Origin of the sequence: Leuconostoc fallax (assembly GCF_004354645.1) — a bacterium.
In the GTDB taxonomy this organism is placed as follows: domain Bacteria; phylum Bacillota; class Bacilli; order Lactobacillales; family Lactobacillaceae; genus Leuconostoc_B; species Leuconostoc_B fallax.
On record NZ_PUFI01000014.1, the window covers coordinates 18843 to 45228 of the forward strand.

General features: G+C 37.0%; 23 protein-coding genes. 20 read left to right on the forward strand and 3 right to left on the reverse strand.

All coding sequences use genetic code 11. From position 1 onward, the window contains the following. Positions 1 to 140 precede the first annotated feature (140 nt). The 9 genes from C5L23_RS04405 (at position 141) to C5L23_RS04445 (ending at position 13028) form a co-directional block, all read left to right on the forward strand. Positions 141 to 3644: a PD-(D/E)XK nuclease family protein gene (locus C5L23_RS04405; protein ID WP_133264338.1), complete on the forward strand. Its 3504-nt coding sequence runs from the start codon at positions 141 to 143 to the stop codon at positions 3642 to 3644. Further along, on the forward strand, positions 3641 to 7396 hold the full coding sequence (addA, locus tag C5L23_RS04410; protein ID WP_133264339.1) for a helicase-exonuclease AddAB subunit AddA: 3756 nt from the start codon (positions 3641 to 3643) through the stop codon (positions 7394 to 7396). Before C5L23_RS04405 ends, addA begins: the two co-directional genes overlap by 4 nt. Beyond that, complete coding sequence (locus C5L23_RS04415) at positions 7396 to 8085, forward strand: rhomboid family intramembrane serine protease (RefSeq protein WP_010007351.1); 690 nt, start codon at positions 7396 to 7398, stop codon at positions 8083 to 8085. Before addA ends, C5L23_RS04415 begins: the two co-directional genes overlap by 1 nt. Beyond that, entirely contained in the window at positions 8085 to 8291 is a 207-nt protein-coding gene (locus tag C5L23_RS04420) for a YqgQ family protein (protein WP_010007352.1), read from the forward strand. The genes C5L23_RS04415 and C5L23_RS04420 overlap by 1 nt, the downstream gene beginning before the upstream one ends. Before the next feature lie 145 nt (positions 8292 to 8436). Next, entirely contained in the window at positions 8437 to 9396 is a 960-nt protein-coding gene (locus C5L23_RS04425) for an ROK family glucokinase (RefSeq protein ID WP_010007353.1), read from the forward strand. A gap of 105 nt (positions 9397 to 9501) precedes the next feature. Next, positions 9502 to 10593 (forward strand): M24 family metallopeptidase, encoded by a 1092-nt coding sequence (locus tag C5L23_RS04430; RefSeq protein ID WP_133264340.1) that lies wholly within the window; start codon positions 9502 to 9504, stop codon positions 10591 to 10593. 1 nt (position 10594) lies between these two features. Next, positions 10595 to 11047, forward strand: a complete 453-nt coding sequence (locus tag C5L23_RS04435; protein WP_010007355.1) for a hypothetical protein — start codon at positions 10595 to 10597, stop codon at positions 11045 to 11047. 156 nt (positions 11048 to 11203) lie between these two features. Further along, positions 11204 to 12574 (forward strand): bifunctional metallophosphatase/5'-nucleotidase, encoded by a 1371-nt coding sequence (locus C5L23_RS04440; protein WP_133264341.1) that lies wholly within the window; start codon positions 11204 to 11206, stop codon positions 12572 to 12574. Continuing rightward, complete coding sequence (locus tag C5L23_RS04445) at positions 12564 to 13028, forward strand: YutD family protein (protein ID WP_133264342.1); 465 nt, start codon at positions 12564 to 12566, stop codon at positions 13026 to 13028. The genes C5L23_RS04440 and C5L23_RS04445 overlap by 11 nt, the downstream gene beginning before the upstream one ends. Positions 13029 to 13040: 12 nt before the next feature. Here the strand turns inward: C5L23_RS04445 and C5L23_RS04450 are convergent, their stop codons facing one another. Beyond that, complete coding sequence (locus tag C5L23_RS04450; protein WP_010007357.1) at positions 13041 to 13292, reverse strand: hypothetical protein; 252 nt, start codon at positions 13290 to 13292, stop codon at positions 13041 to 13043. A gap of 382 nt (positions 13293 to 13674) precedes the next feature. On the opposite strand from C5L23_RS04450, the gene comGA reads away from it, so the two are divergent. The 10 genes from comGA (at position 13675) to C5L23_RS04495 (ending at position 20979) form a co-directional block, all read left to right on the forward strand. Next, a complete protein-coding gene (gene comGA / locus C5L23_RS04455) occupies positions 13675 to 14646 on the forward strand; it encodes a competence type IV pilus ATPase ComGA (RefSeq protein ID WP_133264343.1) in 972 nt (323 codons plus the stop codon). Next, positions 14585 to 15619 carry a type II secretion system F family protein gene (locus tag C5L23_RS04460; protein WP_133264344.1) on the forward strand — a complete coding sequence of 345 codons (1035 nt, stop codon included), beginning with the start codon at positions 14585 to 14587 and terminating at the stop codon, positions 15617 to 15619. The genes comGA and C5L23_RS04460 overlap by 62 nt, the downstream gene beginning before the upstream one ends. Next, on the forward strand, positions 15619 to 15987 hold the full coding sequence (gene comGC / locus C5L23_RS04465; protein WP_010007363.1) for a competence type IV pilus major pilin ComGC: 369 nt from the start codon (positions 15619 to 15621) through the stop codon (positions 15985 to 15987). Before C5L23_RS04460 ends, comGC begins: the two co-directional genes overlap by 1 nt. Next, on the forward strand, positions 15974 to 16417 hold the full coding sequence (locus tag C5L23_RS04470) for a type II secretion system protein (protein ID WP_010007365.1): 444 nt from the start codon (positions 15974 to 15976) through the stop codon (positions 16415 to 16417). Before comGC ends, C5L23_RS04470 begins: the two co-directional genes overlap by 14 nt. Beyond that, positions 16404 to 16559 carry a hypothetical protein gene (locus tag C5L23_RS08470; protein ID WP_010007366.1) on the forward strand — a complete coding sequence of 52 codons (156 nt, stop codon included), beginning with the start codon at positions 16404 to 16406 and terminating at the stop codon, positions 16557 to 16559. Before C5L23_RS04470 ends, C5L23_RS08470 begins: the two co-directional genes overlap by 14 nt. Beyond that, entirely contained in the window at positions 16543 to 16968 is a 426-nt protein-coding gene (locus C5L23_RS04475; protein WP_081458705.1) for a prepilin-type N-terminal cleavage/methylation domain-containing protein, read from the forward strand. Before C5L23_RS08470 ends, C5L23_RS04475 begins: the two co-directional genes overlap by 17 nt. Beyond that, entirely contained in the window at positions 16965 to 17255 is a 291-nt protein-coding gene (locus C5L23_RS04480) for a hypothetical protein (protein WP_010007368.1), read from the forward strand. Before C5L23_RS04475 ends, C5L23_RS04480 begins: the two co-directional genes overlap by 4 nt. A gap of 30 nt (positions 17256 to 17285) precedes the next feature. Beyond that, complete coding sequence (locus tag C5L23_RS04485; RefSeq protein ID WP_133264345.1) at positions 17286 to 18290, forward strand: class I SAM-dependent methyltransferase; 1005 nt, start codon at positions 17286 to 17288, stop codon at positions 18288 to 18290. 28 nt (positions 18291 to 18318) lie between these two features. Beyond that, positions 18319 to 19572: an acetate kinase gene (locus C5L23_RS04490; RefSeq protein WP_010007370.1), complete on the forward strand. Its 1254-nt coding sequence runs from the start codon at positions 18319 to 18321 to the stop codon at positions 19570 to 19572. A gap of 123 nt (positions 19573 to 19695) precedes the next feature. Further along, positions 19696 to 20979 (forward strand): glycoside hydrolase family 73 protein, encoded by a 1284-nt coding sequence (locus tag C5L23_RS04495; RefSeq protein ID WP_010007372.1) that lies wholly within the window; start codon positions 19696 to 19698, stop codon positions 20977 to 20979. Positions 20980 to 21019: 40 nt separating this feature from the next. Here C5L23_RS04495 and greA read toward each other — a convergent pair whose 3' ends face one another. Then, positions 21020 to 21499 (reverse strand): transcription elongation factor GreA, encoded by a 480-nt coding sequence (gene greA, locus C5L23_RS04500; protein WP_010007983.1) that lies wholly within the window; start codon positions 21497 to 21499, stop codon positions 21020 to 21022. 94 nt (positions 21500 to 21593) lie between these two features. Then, positions 21594 to 24200: a YfhO family protein gene (locus tag C5L23_RS04505; RefSeq protein WP_133264346.1), complete on the reverse strand. Its 2607-nt coding sequence runs from the start codon at positions 24198 to 24200 to the stop codon at positions 21594 to 21596. A gap of 137 nt (positions 24201 to 24337) precedes the next feature. Between C5L23_RS04505 and C5L23_RS04510 the strand changes: the two genes are divergently transcribed. Beyond that, entirely contained in the window at positions 24338 to 26386 is a 2049-nt protein-coding gene (locus C5L23_RS04510; RefSeq protein WP_029508673.1) for a penicillin-binding transpeptidase domain-containing protein, read from the forward strand.

Below are 26386 nucleotides of genomic sequence, written 5' to 3' on the forward strand. Positions count from 1 at the left end.
TTATAATTTATTTAGATCTCTATACATGATGTATAGAGATTTTTAATATTGTCTTAAAATTGACCAATGATTTTTAAGAACGTATCATGTGCCAATGTATCTTTTCTTTTATAATAAACATAACGATATTTAGGAGGCGAATGATGCTTACAATTCTAATGGGGAATGGCCGTCAAGATTTACGCGGCGAGCTATTACAAGATATTCAACAACGCCTGAAGGAAAATCCTAAGCTAACGATATATTACATTGTGCCAAATCATATTAAATTTGATAGTGAAGTTAATGTTTTAGAACGATTTGCACAATTAAACCATTATGATAATCAAGAAGTTTATGCACAAAGTCAACTACAAGTCTATTCGTTAACACGATTAGCATGGGCTTTAGGTAAAAATTTGCCGGAGAAGCAAGCAACAACAGTGCAATCTTCTGGCTTATTTATGATAGTTTCGTCAATACTGCAAGAAAAAGCGCAACAATTGCCAATATTTGCTAGAATGCAGTCTAAAAGTGGCTTTGTGGATGCACTTGTTAAACAATTAATCGAATTAAGAGCTAGTCGCGTTACCCCAGAAGATATTCTTAATATTTTGGATCAACAAACGGCTGATTCAACGTTCGTTAAGCAAACATTACAACAGAAATTACTAGACTTGGCCGTTGTTGCCGATGCATTGGATGAAAAACTTGGGGCACAGTTCATCACACCACAGGAAACATTATCTTTTTTTGCTTCACAAATGCAAAATATCACATTGACAGATGTTGCTTTCTATTTTGAAGGCTTTAATGGGTTAACAGCAGCAGAATATCAAGTGGTGACAACATTAATTCAAAAATGGTCAGTGACAATTTCATTGTTAGGGGATGCCCAATATCTGGGACAACAAAAAGAGGGCGATGTTTTCTTTAAACCAATGCAGTTAGCACAAGAACTGACATATTATGCTAAACGAATAGGGCAAGCGACGCAACTTGTAACAGCCACTACAGCACGTCATCTCTCAAATACGAGCAATACGTTATTGCAGGCGTGGGAGTCAATTGGTGAATATCGGACATTCACTGCAAAAAATAATAATGTTGCCTTACAAATGTTCACTGCAGAAAATCCCATGGTTGAACTGCAGGAAGTTGCACGACGTATTCGTCAATCTTTGGCTACTTCTTCTCATTTGCATTTACGCGATATTGTCATATTAGCCCGTGACCTTAACGCTTATCAAGCGGATATTCCGGCGGTAATGTCTCAGTTTGACTTACCTTATTTCCTAGACTTAGATCAAGATATGATGACGCATCCATTGGTTGAACTGATTTTTAACCTCCTTTTACCATCACAACAACGTTTTCAATATCAAAATGTGTTAGCAATCCTAAAAACGAGTTTATTACGTCCGGTTCAAGATAATATATTAATTGATCGTGATGAGTTTTTAGATATTGTGGCTTATTTAGATAATTATTTACTTGCTTATCAACCTTATGAAAGTACTTGGCGTGATAAAAAAAGCGCTTTTGCTTTATTTACAACAACAGCAGACGAAGAAGCAACTGAAATGTTTCAGACGGATAGTAAGATTAATCAGCGCTTAGAGGCATTGAGACAATATGTACTACAAATTTTTGATAGTTTTGACGCTATTATTAAAAAGAGCCAGACAAACCGCGAATTTGCAACGCAGTTAATCAATTGGTTAGTGAATCATAAAGTGACGGATGCTATTATTGGAGAGCAAAATCATCTTGTGGCATCTGGTGAATTAACGCGTTCTCAACAGGGCATTGAAGTATGGGATATGCTAACGCAGACACTCAATGAATTAGTGATGTTGTCTGGTGAAGAACGTTTTCAAGTTGACCAATTTACAGAAGCTCTAAAGGCTGGCTTTGTCGGTGCTAAGTTTTCGGGAATACCTAACAGCTTAGACCAAATTACAATATCTGAAGCTGGTATTGTTCAGAGTACACGTTATCAACAGTTATATTTTATTGGTGGTACGCGCCAAAACTTACCAGCACAGATGCGAACGACTGCGTTAATTAATGACAGTGATCGGGTGCTGGTACAACCAGCTTTGGCACAACAGGAGCAACCCAAATATTTACAAAACACAGCTCAGCAACAAATGGCAGAAGAAAATTTATTGTTTTATGGTGCGTTAGCAGCAAGCCAAAATAATGTTACATTATCTTACCCGCTACTTGATGCTACCGGAAATATTGCGGAAATTTCACCATATTTTAAACGATTAAGTCATGCTTTTGATGTTGAACCAGAGAAAATAACCAATCGACCATCTGATAGTGCACATTTATTGAAGGCATACATTGGGACACCACGTGCGACATTATCTGAAATGGTTAAATTGTTACCAGATGATAGTTCAGCTATGCAAGCACTGAGAAATGCTTTGAGCAAACGATTACCAGAAAGAACAGCGCGTGTCTTATCTGCACCGAATTATCAAAACACAGTCAGTCGCTTAAAGCCAGAATTTGTTTCCGAAATATTTGGTCGCGATTTAAATGTATCGATTTCTCAACTGGAAAGTTACTATCACAATCCGTTGGCTTATTTTTTGCAATACGGTTTAAGCTTACAAGAGCGGCCTAAACATGAATTAAATATTGCACAGACAGGAACACTTTATCATGCCATTTTTGAGTCAGTGATTCACAATTTAATTCGAGAAAATCTCAGCTTGCGTGAACTGACTACGGCTGATTTAAAACAATTGGTTTTGGATAGTATGGCGCAACAATTAGAGAAACCAGAATTTGCATTATTAAAAGAAACTGCTAAAATGCGTGCTATTACAGCTTATCTGATTCAAGTGAGTCAAACGCTGTTATTTAACTTGCAAAAAGTCGCCCGTACAGGTCATGCAAAACCCAAAGCAGTGGAACAACTTTTTGGTTTTGCTAAAGACAGTCTTCCTGCTTTAGACTTTAGTTTGTCTAAAGGAAGTGTTCATGTGCGTGGTAAATTAGATCGTCTAGATTATCAAGATAATCATGAAACATTTGGCACGATTATCGATTATAAATCAAACCACAAAAAATTTGATTGGGCACAAGCCTATAATGGGCTACAAATGCAATTACTCACATACTGGCAAGCAGCACAGCAAGCTAAAAGCCAACTTGGGTTACAAAAAGTTGGCGGGGCATTCTTTGCTAAAATATCACCAACTAAAACAAAGCTAAGTCAATTTGATGGTGATTTTGAACAGCTCATTCACGGTGAACTCAGTGCAGAATTATTTAAATATCGTGGCTTGTTTATTGATGACGATGACTATTTGGAAGCTTTGGCTCATCTTGATGAGGGAGAAAAAGCAACATATTATGCGTTAGGTCGTAATCGTGATGGTAGTTTGAGTAAAATGTCTGATATGGTAAATTCAGCGCAATTGGATTTATTACTACAACGAAATAAAGCCAATATCATTGCCGCAGGTGAACATATTCTTAATGGTGACTTCCCATTGTTACCAGAAATTAAAAGTATGCAATATACACCCTATCGTGATATTTTGAGGTTTGATCGGGCATTAGGCGATAAATATCATGACAATTTAATCACTGGTAGCAAACAACAGATCCTAAAACTATTAGAAAATGAGGCGGAGTTATGACGCAGTTTACATCACATCAACAACGTGCTATTTCAGAAGATAATCATAATATTTTGGTTGCTGCTTCAGCGGGATCTGGTAAGACAACGGTTTTAATTGAGCGATTGATACAGAAAATTTTGAATGGTACTAGTGTTGAAAATTTTTTAATTGTAACTTTTACCAATGCTGCTGCTAAAGAGATGCGAGAACGCCTAGAGCGTGCCATTGAAAATCGCCTACAGGATGTTAAAGACCCACAACAAGCACGCTTTTTACAAGAACAATTATTATTATTACCTGTGGCTAATATTTCAACCATTGATGCCTATGCACTAAGATTGATTGAGACATATTATCATGTGATTGGTCTTGATCCACAGTTTCGATTATTATCTGATACAGCAGAGCGAGAATTATTGAGACAAGATGTTCTGGACGATGTTTTGGCACAATTTTATGAAGAAACGCATGCCCATCATGATGATTTTTTGAGATTAGTCAATAATTTTGGTAATCCTAATCAAGATGATAATCTTAAAAAAATGATACTCAGATTAGCTGATTTTGCTGAGGCGCGGCCAGACGGTACAATGTGGCTCAAAAATTTAGTTAGAGAATACTTACCGTTTGAGAATGGTATTGTGTCTAGTGATTTGTTTCAACACCATATTAAGCCAGAATTATTGGCTATTTTAGAAAATTTGTTAGCACAGACCGATACTGTATTTAAACAGGTCACGGGTGTTGAAGCTTTACCCAAAACTGAAGATAGTCTATCTCAGGCAATAACGTATTTAAACCAGCTCATTCAAGCAATTAGTGCAGATAATAATTGGGATGATATCAAGTCTTTAATAGATAATATGCCTAAATTATCATTAGAAACCAAGAAAAGTAAGGCAATTAAAGAAGATGTTGAATTGAGTGCATTAGTTGATCAAGCTAGTCAAATTAAAAAAATGCTCACAGGAGCTGAATCCGAATTAGTCAATATTAAAAAAACATATTTTATTTTAGATGAAGCGGGTTGGCAGGAGGTTCAACTTGTTACTGAACGTTTGGTTGATATTATAGTAACGGTAACTGAAACATTCCGCCAGCAATTCACAGCCAAAAAACGTGATCAGCGATTACTTGATTTTCCAGATTTGGGTGCGCTTGCTTTAGATATTTTAGATGATGACAATACACAAAAGACCGTATCAAGTCAGTTTCAAGAAATTTTAGTAGATGAATATCAAGATATTAATCAATTACAAGAAACATTATTAGTACGTGTATCTAACCAGCACAATATGTATATGGTAGGCGATGTTAAGCAAAGTATTTATGGCTTTAGACAAGCAGAACCAACACTTTTTACTAACAAGTATCGTTTATTTTCCCGCGATGATAATCATGATAGTCGTATTGATTTGGCAGAAAATTTTAGATCACATCATCAGGTTACACAGATAACGAATTTTATTTTTACACAGTTAATGGATGAAACATTAGGCGATATTGCATATTTAGGAGAAGCAAAATTAATTGATAAAGCGACTTATCCAGATCAATTACAAGCAGAATGTCACTTAGATATTATTCAAAATAATCAGTTAAATGCTAACCATCAAGAAACGAGTGAAGATAACGAAGCTGAAGATGACGCAACATTTGATACACGCCAAGCACAATACATGCATCTGGCGCAACGTATTTTAGATTTGCGACAAACACAAATATATGATCGTAAAGCAACACCAGCTGGCATGCGACCAGTTGAATATGGTGATATTGCGATATTAACACGATCAAAATCAGGCTATGTTGATTTAGTAAATATTCTAAGAGAAGCGGGAATTCCTGTTCAAATCGATGGTGTTGGCAATTACTTTCAGACAATGGAAGTTTATCTAATACTGGATATATTACGTGTTATTGATAATCCGCATCAAGATATTCCACTAGCTGCTGTATTGCGTTCACCAATGTTTGGCTTAAATGAAAACGATTTAGCACAGATTCGGTTGGCTGATAAGCAACATGATTTTTGGCGTGCAGTACAAGCAACAACTCACGGAGACGATGAACTAGCTAAGCAATTACGTACCTTTATTCAGTTGATTGCAAAATGGCGAGAATTAGCTTTACAAAATGATTTAGTGAGTTTAATTTGGTCTATATATGAAGATACGAGTTGGCTAGATTATGCCACTGGTATGCCCGGTGGTGCACAACGTCAAGCTAATTTGCGCGCTTTATATGACTATGCACGTACTTACCAAACCAATACACATACTGGTTTATTTCGATTTATTCGTTATATCGAACAACTCCAACAAGCTGGCGAGGATCTAGGGGAAGCAACTCAAGAAAGTGATGTTCAAGCTGTACGCATCATGACCATTCATGCTTCCAAAGGACTCGAATTTCCGATTGTTATGTTGCCGGAATTTGAAAAGAAATTCAACACTTCTGATTTAAATGGTGATCTCTTAATTCAAAAGGATGCGGGTATCGGTTTAGAATTCTTAGAGCCACATGCACAAGTAACATTTCCGACCTTGCAAAAGTTAGCCGTACGACATGCTTTGCGCCAGCAAAGTTGGTCAGAAGAGATGCGACTATTATATGTTGCCTTGACACGTGCTGAACAAAAAATTTACATCGTAGGTTCTGTGAGAATTAACGACAAGGCAGAGAATGCTTATCAGCAGGTACCGTCCAATGCACGTTTGATGGCATTGTGGCAGGAAGCAAGTCAGAGCAGTGGCCAATTTTTACCAGAGCGTTTGCGTTTAAAGGCGAGCGCATATCTTGATTGGTTACTCATTAGCTTAGCAAGATTTCAACCAGAACAATTAGATAGCTGGCTAGGGGATGGCCAAAAACCACGTATTTTTGGTCAAGAAACGCCCCAAGATGTGACAATTAATATTCAATGTGTAGATCAAGCGACAATTCAATTACCTCAGGGCATTGATACAATAGCAAGCCACACAAAAAGTACGTACTCAGCCGATGATTTCCAGAGAGCAGAAGCCTTGTTAGATTTTAGCTATGCCAATATGAATAGTAGTCAAACGGCTGCATATCAATCAGTTAGTGAAATAAAACGTTTATTTGAGGATCCTGATCAAGGACAGTTACAGTCGTTAAATATCGATGAATCCGGACAAGTACACGCGGCAAATGTGTTATTAAAAGAAAGTCTAGATTTACCAGAATTCATGGTAGACGGCAGCCATAAACCTTCGCGCTCAGCAGTGGGTACGGCAACACATTTAGTACTACAAATGATTGATTTCAAACAATTGATTACCAGAACAGATGTTGAACAATTGTTGGATCAGTTAGTAGATCAGCAGCGCATCATGCCCAATATTGCTTCTCTCATTAATATTGATGATGTCATGCGATTTGTAGATTCTGAATTTGCGCATTATATTCAGCAACATGCGCAATATTTACGACGTGAACAGACTTTTGCCATGATTATTCCAGCCAACCAAATTTATGAACAGTTAAACGATACGGCACCAGTGCTGATCCATGGTATTATTGATGGTTATATTGCTGATATAAAAGAAAGGACAATAACGTTGTTTGATTATAAAACAGATTTTGTACGACCCAATCAAGTAGAAGAAGATTTAGAAAAATTGAAATTACGTTACCGTGGTCAATTAAATTTATATCAAACAGCGTTAAAGCAACAGTATCCAGATTATACATTTAATGCACCACAAATTATTGCATTGAGTGTTGGTCGTGTGATTAGTTTATAATGAACGTTATGAATGAAATAAAGAAACAATATCAAATTGCACCAGTGACGACCATACTACTATTTTTTACAATCTTAATTTATTTGGTAGAAGTTGTCTTAAGTGGTGCTAATACACAAAACGGTCGTTTTTTAGTGGAAATGGGTGCTAAATGGGGACCATATATTCAATATCAGCATGAATATTGGCGGTTATTAACACCAATATTCTTACATGCTGGCATGATGCATATTATTATGAATATGATCACGTTATGGTTTATTGGCCCTTTGGCGGAACGCTATTTTGGCAGTCGTAAGTATTTGTTACTTTATCTGTTTGGTGGTGTGATGGGTAATATACTGTCTTATCTCTTCTCACCATTAAGTATTTCCGTTGGCGCATCATCATCCTTGTTCGCTTTATTCGGTGGTTTATTAATTTATTCTATTCAATTCAAATATGATACACAAATTCGTTCACAAGGGATGTTACTAGGTGTCTTTGTTGTGCTTAACTTAGCATCTGGCTTGATGTCACCTGATATTGATATGTTAGGACATGTTGGTGGTCTAGTCGGTGGCTTGTTATTTGCTATTGCCTTTGGTTTTGCCGGTCGTTCTGGAAAATTTCCAATATTATGGCGTCTAACAGCTATTCTAGTTATGGTATTGACTGTAGGGCTTGTGTTATTGAGAGGTAATTTATAATGAGAAATTTTTATGATGTTTTACAGTTATTAAAAGAATTTGATGTTTATATTCACGTGGGTAAGCGATTGTGGGATATTCAAATGGCAGCATTAGAGATTGATAATTTGTATCAAGCAGATCTTTTGAATGATAAACAATATGCTCAAATTAAATTAGTTTTAGCGCATGAACACCGATTAGAATTGATTCAAAATCAAATTTGAAAGCAGTTACAGAAATCCTTGAAAACGTTTGCAATATGTAAGCGCTTTTTGATATACTAAGAAAGTAAAAATTAATAAAGGAGAGTCATGCTGCAACGTATAATAAGAGTTATCGTTGTACGTTTGTGACATATATACAGGTATCATGGCAAAGGATAAGTTGATTGGCGTTGATCTTGGGGGAACCACGATTAAATTTGCAATTTTAACTAAAGCAGGAGAAATTCAACAAAAGTGGAGTATCAAAACAAATGTTTTGAACGATGGTGCTAATATCGTACCGGATATTGTTGAATCAATTAATCATCGTTTGGATATGTACCAATTGGATCGTGATCGTATTATTGGTATTGGTATGGGGACTCCGGGTACGGTTAATCGTGAATTAGGTACGGTGACTGGTGCTTATAATTTAAATTGGACCAAAGAGCAACAGGTTAAAACTGCAATTGAAGCCGGAACTGGTTTTAATTTAACAATTGATAATGACGCCAATGCTGCCGCTTTGGGTGAAGCATGGCGTGGTGCCGGTAACAATGATGCTGAAGTTTCCTTTATTACTTTGGGAACTGGTGTTGGTGGCGGATTAGTTGCGAATGGTAAATTAATTCATGGTACAGCCGGTGCTGGTGGTGAAGTCGGACATATGGTCGTAGAGCCTAATGGTTACTTATGTACATGTGGTAATCGTGGTTGCCTCGAACAATATGCCTCAGCTACTGGTGTAGTACGTTTGGCGCAAGATCAGGCAGAGGAATATGTCGGTGTATCAACTTTGAAAAAGATGATCGATGATGGTGATGAGGTAACATCAAAAATCGTATTTGATTTAGCTAAGCAAGGTGATTTCTTGGCTAACCAAGTGGTTAATAAGGTGGCTTATTACCTTGGTTATGCTACAGCAACGATTTCAAACATTTTGAACCCATCTGCTATTGTAATTGGTGGTGGTGTTGCTGCTGCTGGTGAATACCTACGTTCACGTGTGGAACAACATTGGACAACATATGCGTTCCCAACAGTACGTGCTTCAACGCGTGTTAAATTGGCTGAATTAGGTAACGATGCCGGTGTCATCGGAGCAGCTAGTCTAGCTAATCAATAATTTTTAAGCATACAATGGTATGCTTTTTTATTTACATAGAAATTGGCATGATTATTTTGGTGTATAATAGCGGTAACACTAAACTGATGATTAAGGATCAAAAATATGAAATATTTTTTAGCTAGAATACAGAAATTACAAGCATTATTAAAAAAGTTAAACCTTGACGGCATGCTCGTGTACCAAGGATTTAATACCAAATATTTAACGGGATTTTCTGGTGGTACAGGCGATGGTATCGTGGTTGTTGGACAAAAAAAGGTGCGCTTGATTACAGATGCGCGTTATGAAGCTGACTACAAAGACCGTTTACCTGAAGGTGTTGATCTAGTTATTACACGTGCTTACTATGAAGAAGCAGTGAAAGCAGTGAATGAATTTGGCATTAAGAATTTGGGCTTCGAAGCAGATTTGCCTTACGAATTGTATGATTATGTTGAGAGCTTATTGCCAGCAGATGTGAGTTTTGATGCGCTGCCAAGCGCCATTGAAACATTACGTGAAATAAAAGACGAAAAAGAATTAACAGCATTACGTCATGCTGCCCAAGTTTCAGTTCAAGCGTTTAAGGAATTAATACCATTCATTAAACCAGGTGTCACTGAAAGACAAGTGGCAAATGAATTAGATCGACTTGCTAAACAACATGGCGCACAGAAAGCCTCATTTGATACCATTGTTGCATCCGGTTATCGTGGTGCTTTACCGCATGGTGAAGCAAGCGACAAGGTTATTGAGGCCGGTGAATTAGTAACGATTGATTTTGGTTATTATGTTGATGATTATACTTCCGATATCACAAGAACAATTGCTGTCGGCCATGTTTCTGATGAGCTCAAAAAAATATATGAAATTGTAAAACAAGCCAATATTAATGCAATTGAGGTTACGAAGCCTGGCATATCTGGATTAGAAATTGATAAGGTAGCGCGTGATTATATTACAGCACATGGGTACGGCCAAGAATACAATCATTCTACAGGACATGGCGTGGGGTTAAATATCCATGAGGGACCAATGCTTTCAGTACGTTCAAGTGATGAGATTGTACCGGGACATTTACTCACTATTGAACCTGGTATTTATTTAGTTGGTCAAGGTGGCGTACGTATTGAAGATGATGTTATTGTAACGCCAGATGGTTTTGAGAACTTGACGCGAGAACTTACCAAAGAATTAATAGTAATTGAGGGATAGCATGGCATCACGATTAGATTTTTTAGTATTTTATCGCGGTAATATGGTTAACGGTTTTGATTATGTTTATACAAAACGTTATGAAGGGCATGCTTTTTGGCAAGCGCGTCCCAAAGACATGACACAAAGTGATGTTTTAGATGATGAATATGATTTTTATAACCCACATTTCAACGCACAAGGAGAACCATTTAACTGGCATTATCATGAAACCTGGGTTGATATGACCAATGTCTGGGATCATTTCTCACAGGAAGCGACTAATTATTTGAATTCATGGATGTCTGAATATCCAGGTCCTACATTTGATGATCCTAGTCGTAATGATGAGTGGGGCGTTAGGTTCCGTGTGCCAGGGCAACCAGAACAAATTATATGGGGTATCAATGCCTTTCCAGCTAATTTAGATGCGTTTTCTGATTTTATCTATCGCTTTGGTACAACACAACCTTAATGTTTAAAATGGCCTGTTAATGACAGCGCCTTTTTTATTGAAATCGTGTAGAATGAATATGAGTGATGGTGCATCATAAATAAAGTTAGCCAATGATAAAGTGATGGCCTGCATATCGTGCATGATCAATATTAAAGTAGGTAGGGGGATGTATTGATGGAGATGATTCATTTATTACACACTAATGACGTACACTCACACTTCGAAAATTGGCCACGTATTACGCGCTTTTTATCGCAGAAACGTGCTGCTTATCAAAAAAGTGGAGATGAAGTATTAACATTAGATATTGGTGACTTTATTGATCGATTACATCCTCTAACAGATGCAACGCTTGGTAAATTCAATGTAGATCTATTGAACCAAGCACACTATGATGCCGTCACAATTGGTAATAATGAAGGTTTAGTTTTATCGCATGATGATTTAAGTCATTTGTATGATGATGCTAAATTTCCAGTATTGTTAGCTAATTTAAAAGAATTATCAACAATGCAACATCCTGATTGGACGCGACCATATCATATTTTTACGACACAACAACAAACGAAAATTGCGATCATTGGTTTAACAGCACCATATGATTTAACTTATCCATCTTTAGGTTGGCAGCCGTTAGCTGTTGAACCGGTTCTGGATCAATTATTGCCAAGCATTCAAGCACAAGCGGATGTTACTATTTTACTATCTCATTTAGGCTTACCGACTGATAAAAAAATCGCACAAAAATATCCTATTGATGTCATTTTGGGCGCCCATACACATCATTTGTTAGAAACAGGTGAGTATGTGAATGGTACTTTATTGGCAGCAGCAGGACGTTATGGTGAAAATATCGGAGAAGTGCATTTAACACTTGAAAATGGTGTGGTAAAGGCACAGTCTGCACGGACAACACCAACTTATTCGCTTTCAGAGAATGATACTGATCATCAAGTGATTCGCCATTGGTTATTAGAAGGTGAACGGCGTTTAAAGCGTTATCATGTTGCACAATTACACCGTGATATTACACCTGACGAGCAAGCTTATGATGCGATGCAAGCTTTAGAGCATTATCTGGATGTACCGGCTGCTATGGTATCTACAGGTCTCTTTATGGATACCTTCCCAGCTGGAGAATTAGATGCATATGGCTTGCTAGAGAGTATGCCGCATGCGATTAATCCAATGAAAATTACGCTAAGTGGTCAACAACTTTTAAATTTAGTTCATGGTATTCAAGAACAAACAGCTTATTTGTCTAATTTGCCGGTAAAAGGGAGTGGTTTCCGAGGGAAAATTTTTGGTTATATGCGCTTTAACGGTATTGATGTGCACCGTGACGGCAAAGTTTACTATGCTGGCGAGCGTATTGATCTAGCTGCGCATTATCAACTTGCAACGGTGGATCATTATAAGTGGTTGCCTTTTTTCCCTGTTATACAGCAGGCACCAGCTAATATTCATTTAGAAATACTATTACGTGAATTGATGGCAAAATATTATCGTCATAGATATCCGGAGAAAACAACATATGGATCATGAAACATTAAAACAGCGGACATTGCAACAACAAGAAGAGCGGAAAGCTGCTTATACAGTACATTTTGCCGATAATGAAGTTGAAATTGATCGTTTAACTTTGCTCTTAGTTGATAACTTTAAATCAGCCTTCGATCCGCAAAAATTAGCGGTACGTTATGCACCTATTTTGGCGCAATACGATTATATTGTGGGCGATATTTCTGCTGATCAATTACGTCTAAAGGGCTTTTATGCCGATGATCAGTATGTTGCTCAAGAATATAAAATTTCAACGCTACAAGATTATTTGTATGAATTCGTTAATTTCGGTGCACCATATTTTGTCTTAGAAAATATTAATCCGAGACGTAATACGGTAGCAAAAAAGCCAACGACACCTCGTCGGCGTAAACCAACACATAAAAAATCAGATAATGCACGTAAACATCAATTCAAAATTAATCAAAAAAAATAACAAAATGGATATTTAATCCAATTTTGTTATGTCGCTAGTAATCTGAAAAAGTTGTTTTTGATTGATTGCGGTAAAGCTTAAAACATGAGTGGCACTGTGATGATTTAAAGTGTTTAATAGACCTAAATCATAAGAATCCATAATAAATTCGGCGATGTCTCGCTTAGTCGCCTTATTATCTGGATACATCAGTGGCTCGACATACTGTTTTGGTTGTGGTGTTTTAGCCACGACTTGAATTGTAATATTTTGTATATAAATCATTATTTTAATAGCATACCAGGATAGTGACGAATTAGAAAGATTTGCTTTGGACAATGATTTATGGTAGCATATTACTTATGCGATGAGTCGAAGCGCTAATTGAAGCGCGGAAGCGGCATACTGCATTTAATTGCAACTCTCGTATAGAGGTATGTGGTGTTTTGGTTGTGGAACCGGACATCTCACCATGACTAATAGTTTTTGACTAGGTGACGCGACTTTGATAATAGTGTGACAACTTTTATCCGTCCGTGAGAACGCATCTCACATGCCAAACTAAATGTGTACTTGATGAATAATCAGGTACGCATTTTTTTGCGTTAAAAAGCATTTGTGAGGTTAAGTTCGTAATATATTTTAAACGGGGGACGTTAAAAATAGTATGGATGTAACAGAGTTATTAGAGCAAGCAATTCAAGCCACAGCGAGTGATGTTTATTTTATACCAGATGAAGCAGATTATCAGGTGAAATTTCATATTAAAGGGCATGGTGAAACGAAGCATTATATTCCTTATGAAGTGGCGCATGTCATTATTTCATCTATTAAATATCGGGCCAAAATGAATATTTCTGAACGACGCAGACCGCAGCTAGGCCAATTTCCAATCGTGCATTCAGAAGAAACCGTATGGGTACGCGTTTCATCAGTAGGCGATTTTTTGAGTCGAGAAACTGTGGTTCTGAGGTTTATTTATCCACAAATTAGCAATCAACATTGGTTGGCGCCAGAGCAATATGAGCAACTTGAACTCCATTTGCCAGAGTCAGGACTGTTCCTGTTTTCCGGACCAACAGGATCTGGTAAAACAACGACAATGTATCGGCTTTTGACGTGTCTATCTCTAGAAAAAACAGTATTGACAATAGAGGATCCAGTCGAAATTCAACAGTCAAACTTTGTTCAACTCCAAGTCAATGAAACAGCTGGGATGTACTATGATGATCTAATTAAAGTGGCATTACGGCATCGTCCAGAAGTGCTTTTAATCGGTGAAATACGTGATAAAGAGACGGCTGAAGCGGCTATTAAAGCAGCATTAAGTGGTCATCTTGTTGTCAGTACAATACATGCTTTGTCAGCACGGGATGTAATGACACGTTTATTAGATTTAGGTGTTCAAAAAGAACAATTAAAAGCAGCATTGTGTGGTGTTGCTTATCAAAGGTTAATTCCCTTAGTGTCAGGCGATCAGGCAGCGTTAATTGATTTATTGGTTCAAGAACGCCTTGAGTGTGTCTTAAATGAACGGCAAATATCGAAATTTTCAGAAGAATGGGGATCAGTATTAGATGCAACCTATAAACAAGGGAAAATTAGTGAAAAAACTTGGCAGATCTACCGAGCGCTTTAATACTAAAGAACAAGTATTATTTTTTCAAGAGTTAGGGGAACTACTCAAGTCAGGGTATAGCATTAATCAGAGCTTAGATATATTAGCCTTGGCCCATCAGAATTGGCAGACCAGATTGCAAGAAATGAATTTAAAGTTAGTTAATGGTCAGACACTGCCTGATGTGTTAGCGAAAGTTGTGAAGTCAAATATTTTATTGCAACTTCGACTCGCACACCAACATGGTGATTTGATTGATACCTTAATTGTTATGGGAGATAATCTTGAGCAATTTCAAGTGCAACAAAATAAAATAAGGCAAATTTTAAGATATCCTGCTATTTTATTACTTATACTTGGTGCCATGGCCGCGGGATTACGTTTGTTTTTATATCCATTACTTGCACAATGGCAGACGACACCAACTTCTCACGTTGATAATCATATCAGAGTAAGTATTTATATCATTTTGATGGTGTCCGTTATAGCGATAGTCGCTTTTTATTGGCATAAACTAGACCGTATTCAGCGATTATTATATTTAACACGTTTACCAGTCATTGGGCGAATGACACAAACTATTGTCACTTGCCAAGTTGCACAACAGCTTGCGTTATTGATGAAGTCAGGTTTATCACTACCTGAGATTATTGACGCTATGGCTTCAGAAAAGACATTGGATGATGGTGTATTGCTCGCGCAACAAGCTAAGAAAAAATTAGATAAGGGTCTAGCTGTAGAGCGTTATATTTTAGAAACCAGTTATCTTAATTCAGCATTAGCTGGCTATTTTATTCGAGGTCATGAACCAAAGACATTAGCACATTACTTAGATTATTTTGCTAAAACGCAATTCAAGAAATTTATACAACAAACAGATCGATTAATCGGCTTATTACAACCATTATTTTTTGCTATCGTGGGGATTGCCATTGTGGGCATGTATATTAGCATGCTCTTACCCATGTATAAAACAATAGGAGAATTATATTAATGCAACAGTTAAAAAGAAGCGGGTCATTTACTTTAAAAGAAACAAGAAGTTATCAATTTGGTCGGCGTTTAAAGAAGAAACATGCCGGTTTTACGTTAATTGAGGCAGCTATTGTACTTTTCATCATTAGTTTATTAATGCTATTAATTTTGCCTAATTTAAATGCGCAAAGAAAACATGCGGTTGAAACGCATAAAACAGCAATGGTCAATACGGTACAGACTCAAATTGATTTATACCAAAATGATCATCCTGAAGATCATGATGTCAGTTTAACTGACTTACAAAGTGGCCACTATTTAACCGAAAAACAAGTAACCAAAGTTAAAGAATTGAACATTACAATTAATAATAATGCAGCGCACTAGTAGCTTTACATTATTAGAAGCTGTTGTTGTTCTAGGCATTATTAGTTTATTCATTTTAATCGGCACGCCGTTTTTACATGCGAAGCAACAGCCCAATCAGTGGTTAAGTACATTTGATGGACTATGGCAATCAGCTCGCATTAATGCCCAACGCGAACAAAGATCAATTTATTTTAATTTTGAAGAAAATGGTTTAATCATTCAAAACAAACAGCAACAACAAAGGATAAAATATCCTCAAGGCTATGCTAAATCTCAACAACAGATTGTTGAAATAAAACCAAATGGCTATGTTGCACCGACAAGTGTCCATTTGTCAAATAGTCAACAGACTATATCACTTATTTTTAATTTAGGAGGTGGAGACTATCGTGTTAGTCAAAAAGAGACAGCGTGCCTTTATTTTGGCCGAAGCTATGCTGGCACTTAGTTTAGTTGCCGCTGCATTGGTGATTGAACAGCAGCAGGTTCATGCATTTCTGATCGCAAAGGCAAAGTTAAAAGCAGAATTGCAACAAGTTGAGCAAGAAAAATGTGTTGTATTGGATCAGTGGCATGAATGTATGCCTTAATAGATATAAGGGGTTTACTTTGATTGAGGCAATGGTAACACTACTGATTAGTATATTGGTCCTGGTTACACTGCAATTTGCCATTGGACTATGTCAACATCATATGGCCAATGATCCAGAGATCACATGGCAGACAACTTTGACTCAAATAACAGCTCAAAATCCAGGATATCAGGTAGTATCGCATACGCATCATTCAATTGAATTGATTAAGCACCATAAAAAATTTTGCTTGAAGGTGGCTAATCGCAAATTATTATTGAGTTGTTATGATGGTGGACAGATTATTTTAATGCATGATATTGATGAACTAACAGTAAATAAAGTGAAGTCTCGCTATCATCTGACTGCTCGTTTTCAAGGGCAAAATTTAGAAGGAGAGCTTTATTTTAAGCGATATAATCGATGAAGCGCAATCAAGCATATACTTTAATTAACACTGTGATTATTTTGGGAATGCTAGCTACAATTTTTGGATTGCAAAATTTATTATTCCAAGCGCAATTAAAAGCTCAAAATAATTTGATAGCAATAAAAAGGCTTGAAATTATTCAACTAAAATCAAGCTGCTATTATAATAAAACACATCGGCAACAATTTATGATGAATGGTTGTCAGATTAGTGTTGAAGGTCATGACATAATAATCGAGAATGCCCAAAATAAAAAGGTTGTTAGAGAACTAATAACGAAATGATTTAAAGCAAAATATGTTAAAATAGTGATTATGATGCAAGATAAAATAACTTTATATTTTAATTTATTAAATAATTCAGCACAGCTATTAGTAGCCGATATGGATATGACGCATACTGATGCGTTAATTGAAATTATGGAAGATTTCTCCCAGCAAAAGGTTAGGCAAGAAAACGGTCAGCCTTCAGCGGATGTGGTCAAAAAAATCGAAATGGCAATGACAGAAGTTGATTGGCAGCATATATCGACAATAGATTTGCGTAAAGCAGTACAATTAGCTGTTTTGAATGCTAATAGAGAAGATCAATTACCAGCCAACTATCAGATAACACCAGATGGCATTGGTTATTTATTAGCTGATTTAATCGATAAAACAGGCTTTGTAGATAACGCTAAAATAGCGGATATGACTGTAGGTAGTGGAAATTTATTATGGACAGTCAAAAATTTATTACAGAAAAATAAAAAAAGCGCGACTTTTATTGGCCTTGATGGTGATGAGACACAGTTGGCATTAGCTTCGGCAACAAATATGCTTTTAAGAGATGAAACGATAGATCTTTATCAAACGGATATTGTTGATACTAAAGAAAAAATATCAGCGGATGTTGTTATTGGAGATTTACCGATTGGCTATTATCCTTTAAGCGGACACAATGATTTGATCATGAGTCAAATTGATGACCGGCCGTTTGTTCATGAATTGATGATTGAACGTAGCTTAGATTTAGTATCAGCCCAAGGCTGGATATATCTCATTGTGCCAGCCAATATTTTCAATACAGGACATACTAAACCATTGTTGAAAATGTTAGCATCTAAAGCACAACTCAAAGCATTTTTGCGTTTACCACTTGAATTTTTCAAGACAAAAGATATGCAAAAAGCAATATTGGTATTGCGACCTAAGGGTATTAGCACTAAGGGTGAAGTACTTATGGGACAATATCCAGCGTTGAAAGATATTAAGACTTTGCAAGATTTTTTGCAAGAAATCGATGCGTGGGTTAAACTAGACAAAGAGTTAAACCAATAGAAATAAGAAGTTGAGGAAAAGTGAAATCATGGCAAAAACAATGGCTGTCAATGCAGGTAGTTCTTCATTAAAGTTCCAATTATTGGAGATGCCAGCTGAAGAGGTAATTGCACAAGGGGTTATTGAACGTATTGGAATGGATGATGCAATCATTACAATTAAGTATGATGCAAATGTTCAGGCAACCGGTGCAGATGATAGTAATGAAGTGACGCTTTCAAAAGATGGTAAAGGTAAAAAGTATGAGAATGTAACAGCAATTAAAGATCATTCTCAGGCCATTAACCTAATGCTTCAAAAGTTAACTGATTTAGGCATTATCAGTGATTTTAATGAAATCACAGGTGTAGGTCATCGTGTTGTTGCTGGTGGTGAATGGTTTAACCACTCTGTTGTTGTTGATGATGATGTTTTGGCAAAGATTGATCGTTTGGCTGATTACGCACCATTACATAACCCTGCTAATGCTATGGGAATTCGCGCTTTCCGTAAGTTGCTACCTCATGCTATTTCAGTTGCCGTATTTGATACATCTTTCCACCAAACAATGCCAGCTGAAAATTTCTTATACAGCCTACCTTATGAATATTACACACGTTATGGTGCGCGTAAATATGGTGCGCATGGTACATCACACCGTTATGTAACTGAACGTGCTGCAGCCATTTTGGGGAAGCCATTAGACGAATTGAATGCGATTTCATTCCATTTGGGCGCTGGCGCATCAATTACAGCAATTAAGAACGGTAAGTCTTTTGATACTTCTATGGGATTCACACCATTAGCTGGTATTACAATGGCTACACGTTCAGGGGATGTTGATCCATCACTTGTTTATTACATCCAAGAACATGAGGGACTATCTAACGAACAAATGTTGGATGTTTTGAACAAAAAATCAGGTTTGCTAGGTATCTCAACCATTTCTAGCGATATGAGAGATTTGGAAGCAGTTCAAGATACAAATCCACATGCTGAGTTGGCACTTAAAATCTTTAAAGATCGTGTTATCCGCTATGCTGGTCAATATTTGGCTGAATTAGGTGGTAAAGTGGATGCTTTGATATTCACAGCAGGTATTGGTGAAAATGATAAAGTAACCAGAGCCGCTGTATTAGAGGCATTGTCATATGTTGGTGTAAAGATTGATCACGAAGCGAATGATGTTCGTGGAAAAGAAACAGTTATTACAACAGCTGATTCTAAGATTACAGGATTATTGATTCCAACTAACGAAGAATTGATGATTGCCCGTGATGTTGAATCATTAAAGAATAAGTAAACTAAAATAGTGCTTTGAAGTTGGCTATCGTTTAATTACGGTAGCCACTTTCGCAATCACTGGAATATTTTAATGAGTTGTAGTAATAAGATTTAGGATGTTGCGTTATACGAGGTAAATACTATGCAGTCTAGAAAAGAACGTCATCAGCATGAAATTAAAAATGCTGAATTGAATGACGGTAAGAATTATAAAAATAAACGACCTAATAAGAATAAGTGGGTCCGAAAAAAGCGCAATCTTTTATTGGTACTCTTACTCATAATCGTGATTATTGGTGGAGCCGTTTTTGGTGGTAAAATGTTACTGCCTGACAAAAATGCGGCTTTAGATCCTTCAGATACTCGATTCCGATCTGTTACTATCTCTTCAGGTTCGACACCGCAACAAATGGGACAACAATTAGAAAAGGCTAAAATTATTAAGGATGCCGATTATTTCTATAAGTATGTGTCAAAGCATGGTGCGCAAAATTTGCAAGCTGGAGATTATGTTCTATCACCCTCACAAACCATTCCTTTGATTGTTTCACAATTATCAGAAGGACCAACCGCTGAACCAAAATTATCCAAAGGGTATATTCTAGTGAGAGTGGGAGATTCTAACGATACAATCATTAATAAAATAAATAAGCAAACAGATATCTCATCTGAAAAATTGAAAGCAGCTTTTGATAAAAAATCAGTCATTAAGCAGATGTCTAAACAATACCCAGAATTATTGAAGGGTATTGACGGGACCACTGGCGATGAAAAGTTATTGAATTATGTTTTCCCAGCAGCTTATAACCTCAATAAGGATAAAACAGCAGATGAGGTTGTGAACACAATGCTATCTGGAACAGATAAACTGATGCAACCTTATTATAGTGTTATGAAGAAGGATGGGTTGAAGGCGCCAGGGATTATTGCAATTCTAGCAGTATCTGGTAAAGCAGAATTCGAACATCGACGTGCTTTCATTAAAAAGATTGCACCATACGCTGAACAGCTACAGAAAAAATATGGTATTTTAGCTTCTATTAGTATTGCGCAAGCCGCTCATGAATCGAATTGGGATGACAGTGATTTATCATCAAAATACAATAATTTTTATGGCGTGAAGTCCGAAGACAAAGACAACAGTGTTGTGCTATCAACGAAAGAATATGTAGATGGTAAGGAAACCACGCAAAAGGCGCGTTTCGCAGTATACGATAGTTGGAAAGATAGCATGTTACAGCATACGCAGTTGTTGCTTAAGGGGACAGATTGGAATGCTGACCAGTATAAAGATGTTATTAAAGCTAAAAATTATAAGCAAGCCGCTCAAGCCTTGTATGATAATCATTATGCAACAGATATCAATTATACAAAACTACTAACAGATTTGATTGAAACATGGAATTTACAACGTTATGATAAATAAAAAAGCCGATTAATTAATCGGCTTTTTTATTTATATTCAATTACTTAACAGATAGTATTTCTACTTTGATATTAATTCCATTTGGTAATGGTACATCAACGGTATCACCAACCTTGTGATTGATCAATGCATTAGCCATAGGTGATTCGTTAGAAATCTTACCTGATAGTGGATCTGCTTCTACTGAACCAACAATCGTGTATGTTTCAGCTTCTTCATCGGGTAATTCTTTAAATGTAACAGTTTTACCTAGAGAAACTTCGTCACTAGCTGTATCTGCAACATCAATAATCTCTGCATTTTCAATCATCTTTCGAATGGTTTGAATACGACCTTCGACAAAGGCCTGTTCATCTTTAGCAGATTGATATTCTGAATTTTCTGATAAATCGCCGTAAGAACGAGCGATTTGAATGCGTTTAGTAATTTCTGGGCGTTGAACTGCGATGAGGTTGTCTAATTCTTGCTCCAATGATGTCTTGCCTTCAAGCGTCATTGGAAATGTTTTTTCTTCAGACATGTTATTTATCCTTTCAAGTACGCATTGACGCGTAAAATATAGCGTACAAAGCATAGCATGCTCAACAAGGAGTTGCAAGTATTATTTCATATTTTCAATGTAGGTGACGCTGACTTTTTCGATAGAATATATCTATTAGTAATAGCAGAATAGCGATAATAGAAAGTATGATACCTTCACGTAATAACGGTGGTGTATAAGTTAGCTTGATGTGGTGATGACCTGCTTTTGTAGGTATGGTAATGAAGTAATTTGCACTCTTCTTAATGGCGATAGCTTTGCCATCGACTTCAGCGTGCCATCCAGGCGCTGCAGGAATTGTCGTGAAAATAGTTGGTTTGCGCGTCGTCGTCGTAATGGTACCCGAAATTTGGCGTTCATTACGATGCGTTATAGTCAGCGCGTTAGATTTGATGTTAGCAACGTTATCTTGGAATTTTTTTTGATTTAGAGCATATAATGTCACATTTTCAAGATTCAACTGCTGCTGGTTTTTGAGCTGAAAGGTTAGTGTTTGTGGTTTGTTTTTTACATTTCTTGCCAGATTAATAATGACTGTGTGTCGATAAGAGTCGAACTGTTTAATAACTTGATTGTTCAGCAAAATATTAAAATCACTAATTTTCATTGAACCACCGAGCGTGAGGTAGTAACTACCAGAAGACTGTGGTGTAAATGTTAAATCTAAACTTGCTGGTTGCTGTTTGTTTTGACGTCTAATTACAGCATTAGTGATAACATTAGGGGCGTTCACATTATGGCCAACCGCTGAAGTAAAGTTTACGGCTTGTATAATTGAATCTCCCGTTATGGATTGCCATAGATTATTTTGATTTTGAACGGGGCTGTTTGAGAGCATTTTAACTGATGTCACAGCCTTAGGTGCGGCGAAGGCAACGGGCAGACTATAAGGGTTTTGCCAAATGACATTTTTAGCTGTTACTTTTTTAAGCTTGTAGGCAGATGTATCTGGTCGATTAGCCATAATATGTGTAGTGGGGTCACCAGGCTGATTTTTATCTTTACCATTAGGTGAAACGATGTATTTCATCCCCAGCAGACTATCACTGAGTAATGTACCGTTACTATACAGCACATAATTATCACCCTCAGCTTGTCCGAAATGATTAAAGAATAGTGGCGTACTCTTGGATAAGGCTGAGCTGAAATGTGCCGCACCATAGAAGTCAAGCATCATCCCATCGCCACGTGTTCGTTCATATGTTTGTGCGACGCGATACCAGTTTTTATCTTGTTTTAAGACATTTGTGGCTTCTTGGAGTGCGTTAACTGTGCGCTTATATTCTGTGTTGGTTAAATAGGAAAAGTTATCCAATGTAAGCTTAGTATTAACACTTAATTCAGTGATAGTTAAGCAAGTGATAATGATGAGCCACAAATGGTCGTGTTGCTTGCGTGAGAGTTGGTAGAGCATGACAAGAGCTAATGCGGCAAACACTAAAATACTAGTGTGATTAATATAGTTAATGGTTTTATCTTGTTGCCAAGCATAAAGAATGATACCAGCATAGCTAAGCAATAAAACAAACACCGTTTTATAGGATAAGGACTCTGTTTTTTTCCAAGCCATTGCGCCTAACCAAATCAAGAAAAAGCTAATCATAAAGCTGAAACGATAAGGATACCAGACGGGATATTGCATACCATGAAAAACCAATGTCAATGGTGCCCATGTTGTAGCTAAAATCAGAATCGATAAGAGACATAAGGCGCCTAGTTTAACGGACTTTGAGAAACGATGGCTGATAAAGAAAAGTAATGCAGTAATCAGAATGAGGCTACTAACGAAGATATTAGCGACGCCTTGTTGCATTTGATCAAAATTAAAACTACCAGGAATTAATTTGAAGAGCAAATGCAGCGGGTTGTTATCAAAACCATTGTGCCATGTTGATTGATACTGCGCTTTGCCCAGACGAAGTTGATAAAAGGTTGGTAGAATTAGCCAGGCACTTAGGCCACCAGCTACTAAGCTACCCATGATAAAATGACGAATTGTTAGCCAACGGGATTGTATCTGATTTGTCCAAGTTAAGCGCCAGATGAAATATAGGCAAACAAAGAGTGCAATCATATAACCAATATAATAATTACTAATAATAGTAGCAGCTAATATTAAACTATAGCGCCACCACTTCTTTTGTGTAAATAAACGTTCAAGATGATAAATTACCAGCGGTAGGAGAATAGCGGCGTCCAACCAGAGTAGATTGAGATCGTTTGCAATAAACCAACCGGATAATGCATAATTAATGGCAAATAGTAGCGTGCTGTAGCCATTTTGGAATTTTAATTTCTGAATAACCCAGCCAAAACTAAGGCCAGCAGCACCAAATTTTAAGACAGTGACAATTAGGATCATAGATGGTAATTGTTGTGGTGTGACAAGTAAAAAAAGTAGATTAAAGGGGCTCATCAAATAATATGCCCATTCGCTAAGCATATCGCCACCTAGCGCATTACTAAATGAATAGAAGAAACTACTAGGATGTGCTAATAGCGTATGTCTAAACATTGCAAATTGATCAATATATTGTTGACCCAAATCAACAGTAAGAATGGAGTTAGTACCGAAAGGTGCCATATGGCGATAAGCAAAATAACTTATCATGACAATAAGTGGAATCCAGAAACAGAGTGCTAACGGCGATAAGATGATTTTTTTTAATATTTTCAGCATAATAAACTCCTATTTCAAGTTACAAGTTAAGCATAACAAATCGCCATTGCTTATGGGGGTTTTTTAGCGATTTGCTATGACTTTGTGGTACACTAATTTGAGTGTAAAGTGCATTAGGGGAAGCTATTATTATTATGATGCAACGAAATCCATATTTAAAAGATAAGAACGGCAAACAAGACGCCAGAGTTAATTTACCGGCAAGACTCAAACTATTATTAGCAATCACTTTAACATTAATGATTGCTTTGATTTTACAATTGGCTTTTTTGACAATCAAACAGGGTGCTGATTTTCAAGCGGAAGTCAATCGTAGTGATGAGACTGTTGAGAAGGGGAATCAACCAAGAGGATTGATTTATGATGCCAAAGGTCAAATCATTACAGGCAATAAAGCACAAACAGCGATTACGTTTACGCGTGGTACAAATATGAATAGTGCCTCGATGCGTAAAACGGCAGTTGGCTTAGGTAAATACTTAACCGTTGACACGCAACGGTTAACAGATCGTGCTAGAATTGATTTCTATTTAGCCAATACAGAAAATGCCGAAAAGATACAAAAGATTGTTACGAAAGATCATAAAAAAGGTGAGACGTTAACAACGAGTGACGTTTTAAATAAAGAAGTCGCTTACTTAAAAGCCAATAAGTCGTTGTTGAACGGTCAGGATGATAACGAAGCAATGATTTTCCAACGGATGTCAGGAGCGTATCAGTTATCTACAACCTTTATTAAAGAAAGTGATTTAACATCTGTTGAATTAGCTAAAATTGGTGAACGGTTATCGCAATTCCCGGGTATTAAAATTGGTATTAGCTGGACACGACAGTATCCACAAGGTGAAGAATTTAAGTCATTAATCGGAAATGTTACAAACGAAGCAACGGGGCTACCAGAGAATCGTGTGAATACACTACTTGCACAAGGTTATTCTCAAAATGAACCTGTGGGTAATTCAAGTTTGGAACAAGCTTATGAGGCAACCTTAAAAGGCTCTGCTTCGCAAACTGTGGTTAAATCATCAACTGATGGTAGTTCAGTTGTTTCCAACATTAAATATAAAGGTCAGGCCGGCGATAATTTAAAGCTGACAATTGATGCTAAATTCCAAAAATCTGTTCAAGAAATTCTTGAAAAGAACATGCCTGATGGCGATACTGAGGGTGCTTATGCAACTGTCATTAATCCTTATACGGGTGGTATTTATGCCATGGCAGGTGTGGATCGAGATCACACAACGAATAAGCAAACAACTAATCCATTGGGAAATATTAATCATCCCATTGTCATGGGGTCAGCAGTTAAGCCTGCCATGCTTGCAACTGGTTTGCAGCATGGTGTGATTACACCAGAAAATAATACTTTAACAGATCAGGCAATTAAACTGTCTGGAACGCCTTCTATCACATCATATTGGAATAAGGCAGGAACACCGAAATCCATATCAGCTCAAACAGCTTTGGAAGTTTCTTCTAACACATACATGGTACAGCTGGCTATGATGATTGGTGGTCAAAAATATGTTTCGGGTGCAGCCTTGGGATTGAAATCAGGAACATTCCAAGTGATTCGAAATGGATTTGGGCAATTCGGCCTGGGATCAAAAACAGGGATTGATATTGTGGGTGAAACGGCTGGATATAAAGGACCCACTGATGGTAATTCAGACGGTAAGTTATTGTATGAATCATTTGGTAACTTTGATTCATATACCGTTTTGCAAATGGCACGTTATGTTTCTGCCATCGCAAATGGTGGTTACCTCGTTCAACCGCATTTGGTTGGTTCAATTACTGAATCAACCGCCAATAATGATCAACAAAAAACCGTATGGTCTTCTTCACCAACATTGCAGGGTCAAGTAAAATTGACATCTGAGCAATGGCGCGTTATTAAAGAAGGAATGCACTTGGTTGCCAATGGTTCTAGTCCATGGAACACGGGTGGCACAGACTTGCACAAATTATCACCAAAAGTGAATGCAAAGACAGGAACTGCCGAAACAACAACGAATGGTAACTCTACAGTTACGGAATCAGTTATTTTATATGTACCAGGGCAACCGATGGCCTTAGCACTAGCTATCCCAGGGATGAATAATTATTTGGATGGTACAGATACCAAAATTGCTGCAGAAATCGTGAACGCCTTTTGGAAAAATGTAATGAGTAAACCGAAATAA